Below are 11,657 nucleotides of genomic sequence, written 5' to 3'. Positions count from 1 at the left end.
ATACTCCCATAGAACGCCGATGTCGTCAGGATCAAGGATGATATTATGACTAGTTTTGTGATCACTTTAAGTGACTTCAATTAACTTGATCGGTAAAACCACACGGAAGGCTGTTCCCTGATTTGGTTGTGACTCCATATCAATTCTGCCTTGGTGTTTTTCGACAATTTGGTAAACAATCGATAACCCTAAACCTGTGCCTTTGCCAATGGGTTTTGTGGTGAAAAATGGGTCAAAAATTTTGTGGCGTATTGACAGATCAAAGCCTGAACCATTGTCGGCGATCGCCACACAAACATATTTTTCATCCATAACCTGTGTACTCAAAGTTAATTTTGGTTTAAAGTCCTTATCTTGCTGCTTGCGTTCTTCCATAGCATCAATAGCATTCGTCATCAAATTCATCCAAATCTGATTAAGCTGTGCCGGATAACAATTGACGAGCGGCAAATCGCCATAATTTTTGACCACCTCGACATGGTTTTTAAGGCGACTATTGAGAATCGTTAAAGTACTTTCAATACCTTCTGTTAAGTCCGTTGCTTTAATATCAGCTTCGTCTAATCGTGAAAAATTCCGTAGGGATAACACCATTTCCCGAATGCGATCAGACCCCATTTTCATGGAGGTTAAAATCTTGGGCATATCCCCTTTCAAAAACTCTAAGTCAATATCTTCCATCAGTTCGGCGATCGCCCCATCATCTTGGGGATACTGCGCCTCATAAAGCGCCACCAACTCCATTAAGTCCTCAAAATGCTGTTGCAGATGAATCACATTACCGTGGATGAAATTCACCGGATTATTAATCTCATGGGCAATACCCGCCACCATTTGCCCCAACGAGGACATTTTTTCCGTTTGGATCAATTGCGTTTGCGTCTCCTTCAGGGAAACAAATGCTTCTTGTAATTCTTGATTTTTTTTGAGTAGCAGATGTTCTGAATCCCTAAGGGCATAGGCCGTTTCTTCTTGCTCTTGGATTTTTAAATTTAGATTACGATTCACAAGATCAACTTTTTTATAGGTGTAATAGTAGTCACAAATTAAGCCCGCTAAAGGCACAAGATAAGCAATAATTTTTAGAAAATGAGCCACATTAAAATGATGGTCAAACAACGCCGTAGACCCAAACGACATGTGAATTTGCGTCATGACATTGGGAATGGTGCTGATAATTAGAGAGTGGGCAAAAATACTCGGATAGCTCTTATTAAAGCGAGGATAAATAAACAGCCCAGCAAAGACAAATAAAACGAGAGGTGTAACGTCCCAAGGTCTTGTAAATAATGCGTCGGGATAGGTCGTTCTCGGCAAATTTTGGCTCGTTGCAGCGAGATCAATCACCCCATAGGATAACAAGCCAAAGACAAGACTAATGCCTAAAACAAGATAAATGCTCTTTTTCCATTTTTTGGGTTTTAGAAGGAGGAAAATGCTTACTCCCATTAGGGTTAAAAGCACATTTGCCATCCGACAAATCGCCCAAGTAAAGGGGATTAGATCTTGATTATCGGCGACAGCTTCAACGAGACGATCCGCCGCAAGGGTGTGAAATGCATCCATTACTCCGGCGCATAGTAGGGCAACACCGATCACTGGAGTGGTGACATCCTGTCGGAGGCGGAAATGAATAAAAGCGAGTACGACAGTGAAAATCGCGGTACAAAAGGCGCTCCACTCAAGGATGGTATGGGTAAAGCTACCACTGAGGGTTTCATACAAAACATCAATGGGTGTCGCAGCAGTATAGGTTTCTGGCGCAAAGGGGAGCTGGTAGGAGGCAAAATCTGCGCCGATCAGATTGAGGCACAGGGGCAAAAGACAGATGAACCAGACCGCCCAAACAAGGGATTTTGGCAGTCTTACCTGTTGTGTTTTGGGATCAACTGGAGGTATGGCGAACCAGTCACCTAGGCCGAAGGGACGAATATTTTGATGTTTATTCTGGTGGGGCGCTTCTATCGGCATGGGGCCTGTTTCTAGGGAATGAAAGAGAGCTGGCGATCGCCATAGTGAAGGAGTTGTTCGATGCCATCAAGGCGATGCTGCCAAACTTCGGCTTGATAAGGGTTCTGCTTAGCGTAGGTTTCAAGGTGAGGTTGAAAGGCCTGTCGAAAATCAACCCAGTAGCTCTGAGTTAATAGTAGGTTTTTTTTATTAAAATTTTGTTGGCTTTGCTGCAAATTACGAATAAATACTGTGGCGGCTGCTTCCCACGGGGTCTCGACAAAGCTGAGGGACCATTCCTGTTGTAGGGTTTGGAAACGCTGGGCGATCGCCTGTAACGGTTCACGGTGGGGCAACACAGCAGGCCTAGTACCGAGGGACTCAACAACATCAGCATTGAGGTTAGAGGCAGCAAAAAAAGCGTTACCAGCGGTAGGTAACTGTCGTAATAATTCGCGCTGATCTAGAGCCAGTCCGGACTCTAAGTCTAATAATCGAATACTGGGCACAAGCAACGTGCTGCGTTGGGGAAATGAGCGGAGTAAATTCTCGGTTAGTTCTGCTAAGGCTGGAGCATTGTTGGCATAGGTCATGGGTACGAGGAGATCGAGGTCACCGTTTTCGATCCAAGCCTCCCAGTTTTGTTGGATTTGTTCGAGGCGTTGGGTGCGGGGTAGGGCAAAAACGGCAGCGGATAGGGTTAAGTCTGGTCGCTGTTGCTTTAGGGTGCGACTGGCTTTCTCGACAAACTGGTCTACTTGTTCCACTCGAAAATCTTGCCATGCTTGCCAGTGGCGATCGCCAACTTGTAATAGGGTCGGATCACGATAACCATTGCGCCGAAACTTTTCCCGTCCAGCATCCCCAAACCCATACACTTCATTGCGAGTGACCTCATGGAAAGGGTAGCGAATATAATCAAACTGGATACCGTCAACGTCATACTTTGTCGCAATTTCCGTCAGTAAATCGATGAGATAGGCCTGCACTTCAGGATGAGCGGGATCAAAAAACGCCTTACGACTACGGTAATGGAACGGCTCACCCCGGCGATCGCCCGCTACCCAGTCTGGATTTTTACTCAACACAGGCCCCAAATAATACCGAGGCTGACCCATAATTTCGTTATGGCGTTGGTTCGCTGCGGCAAAAATCCAACTCCAAGCATGCAATTCCATCCCACGAGCATGGGCAAGTTTAACGCCGCTGGCGAGGGCATCCCAACCCTTTAAAGCCGGATTTTGTTCTGGCGCAACAGTACTCGGAAAAATCGGGTAGCTAGCATTTACCGTTTCCATAAATACGACATTCATGCCGGCCTGGGCAAAACGATCAAACACCTTTGCTAAACCAACTTCATTTTTTGCCGCTACAATTGCGCCACGATCTAACCAAATGGCGCGAATTTCCGATGTTTCCGTCGGTGTTTGCTGTTGGTGAGCCGTACCGACTAATTGACCGATGTCCCGCGCCTCAGCCGTCGCTAAGGCAAATTCCCTTGCTTCCACAAAATAGTAATAGGTATCAATTTTGCGCTGGATTTTGTCGAGAAAATCTTGATGGGCCGCCTCATTCATTTTGTGGGCATCGGCGCTGTTGTGTCCTAAAGTCTGTTGGGCTTGGTAGGTGAGTTGACTGCTCTGCCAACGGTATTTCATGGTTTCCAGCCCTTGGCCGAGGCGCATAAACTCTTGGGGAATCGGCTCGTAACGTAGCGGTAGCTGTATGTCTGCGCTGTAGACGCTATTCGGTAAAATATCCTGCTCTGACCACTGGGGCTGGGCGATCGCCCTTTCAGAGGTATCACCGAGGCAAACTATCGACACCAAACCCAACACCCCAAATCTTCCTAACCACCATTGCCAGCCCATACAGTTGAGATTGTGACGTGAATTTTTCCCATCATAATCGACAATCGTTCGCAAAATCCTTCCTAAGGTTACGGCGATCGCCAAGAAAACTGACGTATAGTAAAAACGATTCGCTCACAATTCCGCACAGTAGGCTATCAATGGTTTTCTCCCTTACCAAAAGCAGCTCCCGTCAACGAGAAATTATTGAAGTTGTCCTCGGCAATGGCTGGGATTTCATGAAAAGCTTACTGACCGGTGGCAAAGCCGATAAACCACAAATCCCCCCCCCAGAAGTTTTTCGCAATATTCTCGTCGAATTAGGCCCCTTTTACGTCAAGCTCGGCCAACTACTGAGTACCCGACCGGATTTGCTACCGCCCAAGTACATCGAAACCCTCACCGACCTCCAGGCCAACGTGCCCACAGTACCTTGGTTTGAGATCGAACAAACCCTGAGCCAAGAGCTCAGTAGACCCCTCAGCGAAATTTTCCAAGAAATTAATCCCAATCCCGTCGCCGCAGGATCCATTGCCCAAATTCATCGCGCTGTCCTCAAAGATGGTAGAGCCGTTGCCCTCAAGGTTCAACGTCCCGGTATTGATCAGATTGTGGCTCAGGATATTGTACTGATCAAAGGAATCGCCGAACTCGCTGCCCTCACAGAAATTGGTCAAGATTACGATGTGGTGGCCCTAGCAAAGGATTTCACCCAAGCTGTTAAAGCCGAATTAGACTTCCGGACAGAGGCAGGCTATACCGATCAACTGCGACGCAACCTCGCAAAAAGTCGCTGGTTTGATCAACAAAAGCTGACGATCCCTGAAATTAACTGGGATTTGACGACCCGCAAACTTTTGGTGATGGAATGGCTCGACGGCAAACCTTTATTAGAAGGAGATATTCCTTCAAAAAAACAACGGCAAGCGATCAGCACCATTTTGTTTCGCGCTTTTTTCCAACAAATTTTTGTTGATGGTTTTTTCCACGCAGACCCTCACCCGGGGAATATTTTTTATTTAGATAACGGTCGTGTGGCGCTGATTGATTGCGGCATGGTGGGGCGTTTAGACCCTCGCACCCAAAAGCTTCTGACGGAAATGTTATTGGCGATCGTTGATATTGATGCCCAAAGCTGTGCCCAGCTAACTTTAGAGCTGTCGGAAGAATCGCCGAATGTTAATATTTCTCGGCTCGAAGCCAACTATGACAAACTTTTGCGGAAATATTATGACCAGAGTTTAGTGCAGCTCAATTTTAGTGAGGTAATCTATGAAATTCTGCAAGTTGCGCGCAAGAATAAAGTTAAACTTCCGGGGAATTTAGGGTTATATGCCAAGAGCTTAGCGAATCTTGAGGGGGTAGCTCGCAATTTCAACCCAGAGGTGAATCTGCTCGATGAAATTAAGCCGCTCATTACGGATATTTTCCGGCGACAGTTGATTGGGGATACTCCTTTTCAGACGATGTTTCGCACGGTTTTAGATCTTAAAACGATGTCCCTGCGATCGCCGCGTCAGGTGGATGTCATTTTAGATCGCCTCAGTTCGGAAACCTTGCAGTGGAATCTGCGCATTAAAGATTTTGACGGGTTGCGCCGTAGCATCGACGATTCGGCAAATCGTTTGTCCTTTAGTATTGTGGTCGGTTCGCTGATCATGGGGGCGGCGATCGTTAGCACTTCACCAAATCGCCAAGTTTTAATTCTGAACGACATTTTATTTGCCTTTGCCACATTATTAGGGCTGTGGCTAATCATTAGTATTTTGCGATCGGGACGTTTGAAATAGGCCGAAATAAATGATCTCCATAGGGGGGCAATCCATCGCAAAAGCCCATTAAAGTGATGAAATTACTAAACCGAAGCGCTACCAGTCTTACCGCTCAGCGGATACTATAGAAACGGTCTCATGATTTTATTCAGCCGTCTGCCGAATTCATCTCCCAGAAATCGTTATGCTCTCTACTCTCCTCGCCGATTTTCGCATTATTTTTGAGAGAGATCCCGCCGCCCGAAATTGGCTTGAGGTCTTATTTTGCTATCCCGGATTACAGGCATTATTATTCCACCGTATTTCCCATGCCCTCTTTAAATTAGGTATCCCGTTTTTCCCCCGCTTTCTTTCCCACATTGCGCGATTCCTCACGGGCATTGAAATTCACCCCGGTGCTCAAATCGGTCATGGCGTTTTTATTGACCATGGTATGGGGGTTGTCATTGGTGAAACGGCGATCGTTGGTGATTATTGCTTGATTTATCAAGGGGTAACCCTAGGGGGAACAGGTAAAGAAAGCGGCAAACGTCACCCGACCCTCGGTGAAAATGTTGTTGTCGGTGGTGGCGCAAAGGTTTTAGGGAATCTAGAAATTGGCAATAACGTGCGTATCGGCGCGGGTTCGGTCGTCTTGCGTAATGTACCGTCCGACTGCACGGTTGTCGGTATTCCCGGCCGCATCGTCTATCGTTCTGGCGTGAAGGTGAGTCCCCTTGAACATGGCAGTTTACCCGACTCTGAAGCAACTGTTATTCGAGCTTTGGTCGACCGCATTGAGGCCCTTGAAGAACAACTACAAAATATTCAAGAGCAGTCTACTGATGCGATTACGGTGAAGGTTGTTGCGCCAGTGGCTGATGGAAGTCGCAGTAATGCCTGTCGTATTAGTGATAAGGAAATTCAACAGTATTTAGATGGTTCTGGGATCTAGGCTACTTCGGTTTGGGTTCGGCTAAGCCTGTCATGATGGCAGGGTGAAGGGAAGAGTGGGAAAACAGGGTGGGGGTTAGATGTCCTGAGCTCGTATGTTTGTGGGAAAATGTCCGACATTGGTGGGTCTTCTGACTTTTTCGGTCTTTTTGTTCTATGGATTTTTGATGGAATCTTGAACTAAAGCTGATGTTAGGTATCTGCTTAGAATTACCGATAGTCGTCATCGTCTTTGAAATTTTGGCGCAAGTTTTCCGGCGATCGCCGTCTTTCCGGCGGCAGGGAAGCAGAGTTCCCAAAATTGCGAATTTGGCGCACGAGCCATTTAGTGCGATTATTTTTTTCCTCAAGTTTTTCCACTTCTTGCTCAAGAAAAACATTAAGAAAAGTTCGAATAGCCGCAACAACACCCAGTTTTCCGAGGGCTTCCCATGACGGTGCGACGGCGGTAGCGGCAATATCTGCCGCCAACAAAAATTCCAGAGCTAGGGCTAAAGACAAACCAAATTCGAGGCGTACAACCTCATGGTGATCAATGAGCTGCCGGGATTTTGCATAGCGAATCACAATATGCTTTAAGGCTCTGAGGGAGGCTAAAACAATGATGCTAAGGGCGGCAATTTCTAGACAGGTTTCAATGACGAAAACAACTTGGTCGAGGATCGCGAGACGTTCAATGCCGTGGATAAGGCGCTCATTGGCTGCACTCAGAAACTTAAGGTCTAGCTCATCGATATTTAGCAGGGTCAATACTTGCATTAAAAAAATCTGTCCGCTGCATTACTCTGACATTGTATGACTGGGACAATCAGTCACTTCGAATGTTTTAAAACAATTGCCAATCCCGGGTAGATAGTGTCCTCAACCGTTCGATGCGTTTCAGGAAATAGTGGCGGTCTAATTGGCTGTTATTAAAGAGCAAAATATGTTGCAAGCTGATGCGCCATGACCAGATATAAGCCAGTTGTGTCAAGCTTTGTAGGGCGTATTCTTCGGCTTCGGTAAAGGGTGTAGAGGATTTATAGCCAGCGACAAAGGCTTCACGGACATTGCGGCGCATGCCTGTGGTTAAGGCGGCCTGAAAAAACTTCCCAATTTCAAAGGCACGCCAACCGTAGCCACATTGATCGAAATCGAACATGGTGATTTGTTGATCTTTTGTGAAGTGCACATTACCGCTGTGGGCATCGCCCCAACACACTGTCCAAAAGGGCTTTTCGGTGGAAAAGTTGGCTAATTTTTTACGGATATTTTCGGCTGTTGTTTCGAGGAATTGCCCATCATTGGGGCGATCGCCTAAAAAAGGCAAAATGTAAGACAAAGATTCGTCTAGCAGATAAGTCAGATCGAGGGGTTGACGGGGATGTTCACAACTAAAATCGGCACTAATTTGGTGGATTTTTGCGACAACCTGACCCAGCTTTGTACTTTGCTCGACAGTCCAGCCCCCTAGACCAATTTCGCCGGGGGCAAAGGGAAATAACGTTGCATAACGGGTCCCTTCCGGTGCACCCACTTCCACGACAAAATCTCCTTGGCTTGTGGCAATCGGTGCAGCCACCGGCATTTGATGCTCTGCTAAAAAATTTAAAAACTCAATTTCAAAATCAATATCCACGCGGGATCGCCAATGGTGATGGGAAACCCGTAAAACTCGAAGTTCATCGGAGCTTTGGACAAGATAAATATCGCTTAAGCCGCGATGCCACAGCTCACATCTTTCAATATCCACTAAACCGTACAGGGGCAGGACTCTCTCAACTAAGGCGATCGCCGACAATGTGGAATAAATAACAGGAAAATCGGCGCAGATCACCACTTAACTCCCAGAGATCATCACAGCACCCCTTAACCTAAAAAAGACCCCATTAAAGTTCTGTAACAGAGAGTACGATTAGGATATTCTTTGACTTTAATTTTGCCGATACCAACACAAATTCACCAGATTTGATGAACTCTACTCATAAAAAAATCCCTCGGCGACAAGGGATCAAAATCATCAATTTTTTTCAGCACATGCGGTAATCCTCAAGCAGCTTGGCTTAGCATCGGCTCTAATTCACCTTGGCGATCTAAAGCGTGGATATCATCGCAGCCGCCAATATGTTGGTCATCAATAAAAATTTGCGGGAGACTACTGCTGCCATTCGCGCGATCCGTCATTGCTTCGCGAGCCTCGTGATCTCCGTCGATGCAATATTCGGTGTAGTCCACTCCCTTGCTATCTAATAGGCGTTTGGCGCGGATACAAAAAGGACAAGCACTCCAAGTATAGATCTCTATCTTTGCTGCCATGTCGCGGCTCTCCATGAATGTAACGAATTATGTCAAGTCTAGCGTTTTTAACCCTAAAAAAGATCGCCCTTGGGCTTTTTTTTGGCTGCTGCTGCACTAGTCGGCGATCGCCGAGGGGTTTTCCTCCCCCATCCAAGCTAAAACGAAGAACAATTCAGTTAAACTTAAAGGCTATTCCAATGGGTGTTGGGCAGCAAATTTTATGTTTTCTAGCTCGGTTGAATATTTAGTCGGCAATCCGCTTTTTAGCTTTACCTTATTACTCTTCGTTTCCCTAACCGTTCCTCCCATCTTTGAAAAGATTAAACTGCCGGGATTAGTCGGTCTACTCTGTGCCGGAATTTTATTAGGAAAAGATGCTTTAGGGCTGCTCGATCCTGATAGTGAAACGATGATTTTATTTTCTGATATTGGCAAGGTTTATTTAATGTTTGTTGCCGGATTGGAGATTAATCTTGCAGAGTTTCGCAAAACCCAAGACCGTTCATTGACCTTTGGTTTTCTTACTTTTTTAATTCCACTTCTCACGGGTATTACTGTAGGGTTAAGCTTTGGCTTTAGTTGGAATGCCGCTATTTTAATTGGCTCACTCCTCGCTTCTCACACATTACTGGGATACCCAATTATTAATCGCTTTGGTATATTGGCCAACGAAAGTATAACGGTGACCATTGGCGCGACAATCTTTACTGATATTGCGGCTTTAGTGGTTTTAGCGGTATGTGTCTCGGTGCACCAAGGGGAGTTTTCTTGGCTTTTTCTTGCCACCCAATTACTCATTTTAGGGATATATGGTGTTTGTGTTTTACTTGGTTTATCAAAATTAGGTCATCTCTTTTTTCGGCGTAGTGGTGATGAGGAGAGCAATCAGTTTTTATTTATTTTATTGGCTGTCTTTTTGGCTTCTGTTGGTGCACAGTTAATTAATGTTGATAAAATTGTTGGGGCTTTTCTCGCAGGCTTGGCGGTCAATGATGTTGTTGGTCATAGTCCGGTAAAGGAAAAAATTGAATTTGTCGGTAGTACATTATTTATTCCCTTCTTCTTTGTTGGTATGGGATTGTTGTTAGATATTCCGGCATTTGTTAATAATTTACTGTACGAATTTCCCCTGACTCTTTGTATTGTTTTTGGTTTGGTGGGGTCAAAATTTGCGGCGGCGGCGATCGCCAAACTGCTTTATCGGTACAGTTGGTCAGAAGCTTTGACGATGTGGTCATTGTCCATACCGCAGGTGGCGGCCACCCTTGCGGCGGCGTTGGTGGGATTTCGGGTGGGTCTGATTAGTGAATCCGTTTTTAATGCGGTCATTGTGCTGATGCTGGTGACTTCGATTTTAGGGCCGATCCTAACAACAAAGTTTGCCCGGTTTATTGCGGTTCCGACGGCAGTTTTAGCAGAGCTTGAACCGGCGATCGCCCCCTTGTCCGATGCCCCTTACAAAGTTGTGATTCCCCTAGCTAACCCCAAAAGAACCGATGCATTAATGGCTGCTGCTGCACTAATTACCCGCGTTAAGCAAGGCATGTTGCTGCCGACTTCTATTGTCACGGCCCATAGCCCTCTGGATGATGCCAGTATCGATGTGAGCATGGGTCATAGTCACGAGCTTTTAGATCAGGCGATCGCCACGAGCGAAACCCTTGGTATCCCAGCACAACCGAAAATTCGCATTGACCGTGATGTCGCCGCCGCGATTACCTGTCTTGCCCGGGAAGAAAATGCCCAGTTAATTATTATGGGCTGGAGTAGCACTGAAAGCCTGAAAGCGAGGTTACTAGGTAGCGTTATCAACAGTGTTTGTTGGTCTGCCCATTGTCCGGTGGCGGCCTTGCGATTATTTGATCACCCAAACAATTGGCGACGTATTCTTGTGCCCATAAAGGGTTTCACCTCCGAAGATCTGCAGATGATTCGGTTTGTGCAACTTTTGGCGATCGCCAACCAAGCCAACATGACCCTACTCCATGTGAGTGATCCTTGGATGACAAAGGCGCAGCACCAAACCTTTAAAACAGAATTGCAATATTGTTTAGCCGAAGCAGAGGTGACCCTCCCCGTAAAAATCAAAGTCATTCGCCACCATAACATTGCTAAAGTGATTCAACATTGTGCGAAGCAAGCCGACCTCGTTGTGTTGCACTCGACCCGCTATCGCACAGCTGGGGGCTTAGCCGTCGGCGATCTCACGAGCACTATTTCGAGTCAGCTAACGACATCTATATTGATCTTTAATGAGTAATGAAGCGGTTAAAACACGCAGGATAAAACGAAATAAATCCCTTAAATCACTGAAATCACTTATCAACTCTTTGGTAAACCTTCCCCAGAAGTTGTGTAGATAGGCAGGCGATCGCCTAACCACAGTCACAAAAATCACAATCGCAAAAATCACAATCACAACCTTCCAAACAATCAGGCGTACCATCAAAATCGAGATCACCACAATCACAAAAATCCAGACCTCGTTGTTTTCGGCGGCGTTTGTTATTAGCCATCATCTGATAGGAAAGAGAGCTATAAAGTAACTGCTGTTTCGCCTGCTTACAGTCAAATAATCGTCGTTGAAACAATGGAATCGCATCAGCTAAACCCCCATGGGCGATCGCCCGCCGAAAATATTCAGAACAGCTCGCGTCACCATAAAGTTTCCGGTAGGCACAAACAAAACCTTTATGGGGAGAAAGAAATTTTTGATAAAGCCAAATGGCAAAATTCAAAACTTGTCCCATCAAATAATTTAGATGGAGAGCCTTGGCAATTATCGTAATTGGCAGTAAGATTTCAGTCGCTCGATAAACTAAGCCGCGTCTTTTCAGAACTCTCATCGCAAAATCTCTGTTTCTCAATCTGTTCC

9 protein-coding genes are annotated in these 11,657 nt (G+C 45.9%); 3 read left to right on the top strand and 6 right to left on the bottom strand.

From position 1 onward, the window contains the following. Nucleotides 1–66: 66 nt before the first annotated feature. Together NIES208_RS02715 and NIES208_RS02710 are read right to left on the bottom strand one after the other, a co-directional pair. Nucleotides 67–1,971 carry a sensor histidine kinase gene (locus NIES208_RS02715; RefSeq protein WP_084176511.1) on the bottom strand — a complete coding sequence of 635 codons (1,905 nt, stop codon included), beginning with the start codon at nucleotides 1,969–1,971 and terminating at the stop codon, nucleotides 67–69. Nucleotides 1,972–1,982: 11 nt separating this feature from the next. Continuing rightward, entirely contained in the window at nucleotides 1,983–3,905 is a 1,923-nt protein-coding gene (locus NIES208_RS02710; RefSeq protein ID WP_139324967.1) for a glycoside hydrolase family 10-like protein, read from the bottom strand. Nucleotides 3,906–3,961: 56 nt separating this feature from the next. On the opposite strand from NIES208_RS02710, the gene NIES208_RS02705 reads away from it, so the two are divergent. Together NIES208_RS02705 and cysE are read left to right on the top strand one after the other, a co-directional pair. Then, nucleotides 3,962–5,590: an ABC1 kinase family protein gene (locus NIES208_RS02705; protein ID WP_075889466.1), complete on the top strand. Its 1,629-nt coding sequence runs from the start codon at nucleotides 3,962–3,964 to the stop codon at nucleotides 5,588–5,590. A 166-nt stretch (nucleotides 5,591–5,756) separates the two neighbouring features. Continuing rightward, nucleotides 5,757–6,506 (top strand): serine O-acetyltransferase, encoded by a 750-nt coding sequence (cysE, locus tag NIES208_RS02700; RefSeq protein ID WP_075889464.1) that lies wholly within the window; start codon nucleotides 5,757–5,759, stop codon nucleotides 6,504–6,506. A gap of 209 nt (nucleotides 6,507–6,715) precedes the next feature. Here cysE and NIES208_RS02695 read toward each other — a convergent pair whose 3' ends face one another. From NIES208_RS02695 to grxC, 3 genes are all read right to left on the bottom strand, one after another. Next, nucleotides 6,716–7,264, bottom strand: a complete 549-nt coding sequence (locus NIES208_RS02695; protein ID WP_075889462.1) for a DUF1622 domain-containing protein — start codon at nucleotides 7,262–7,264, stop codon at nucleotides 6,716–6,718. Between the two features lie 67 nt (nucleotides 7,265–7,331). Continuing rightward, nucleotides 7,332–8,324, bottom strand: a complete 993-nt coding sequence (locus NIES208_RS02690) for a phosphotransferase enzyme family protein (protein ID WP_235641328.1) — start codon at nucleotides 8,322–8,324, stop codon at nucleotides 7,332–7,334. A 209-nt stretch (nucleotides 8,325–8,533) separates the two neighbouring features. After that, nucleotides 8,534–8,800 carry a glutaredoxin 3 gene (gene grxC / locus NIES208_RS02685; RefSeq protein WP_075889460.1) on the bottom strand — a complete coding sequence of 89 codons (267 nt, stop codon included), beginning with the start codon at nucleotides 8,798–8,800 and terminating at the stop codon, nucleotides 8,534–8,536. A gap of 202 nt (nucleotides 8,801–9,002) precedes the next feature. On the opposite strand from grxC, the gene NIES208_RS02680 reads away from it, so the two are divergent. After that, nucleotides 9,003–11,042 carry a cation:proton antiporter gene (locus NIES208_RS02680; RefSeq protein ID WP_075889458.1) on the top strand — a complete coding sequence of 680 codons (2,040 nt, stop codon included), beginning with the start codon at nucleotides 9,003–9,005 and terminating at the stop codon, nucleotides 11,040–11,042. A gap of 115 nt (nucleotides 11,043–11,157) precedes the next feature. Here the strand turns inward: NIES208_RS02680 and yidD are convergent, their stop codons facing one another. After that, on the bottom strand, nucleotides 11,158–11,628 hold the full coding sequence (gene yidD, locus NIES208_RS02675; RefSeq protein WP_075889456.1) for a membrane protein insertion efficiency factor YidD: 471 nt from the start codon (nucleotides 11,626–11,628) through the stop codon (nucleotides 11,158–11,160). Between the last annotated feature and the right edge of the window lie 29 nt (nucleotides 11,629–11,657).

The organism is [Limnothrix rosea] IAM M-220, assembly GCF_001904615.1.
Taxonomy (GTDB): domain Bacteria; phylum Cyanobacteriota; class Cyanobacteriia; order Cyanobacteriales; family MRBY01; genus MRBY01.
Note: the sequence above shows the minus strand (reverse complement) of the source record. Positions and strands in the feature narration are given on the sequence as shown.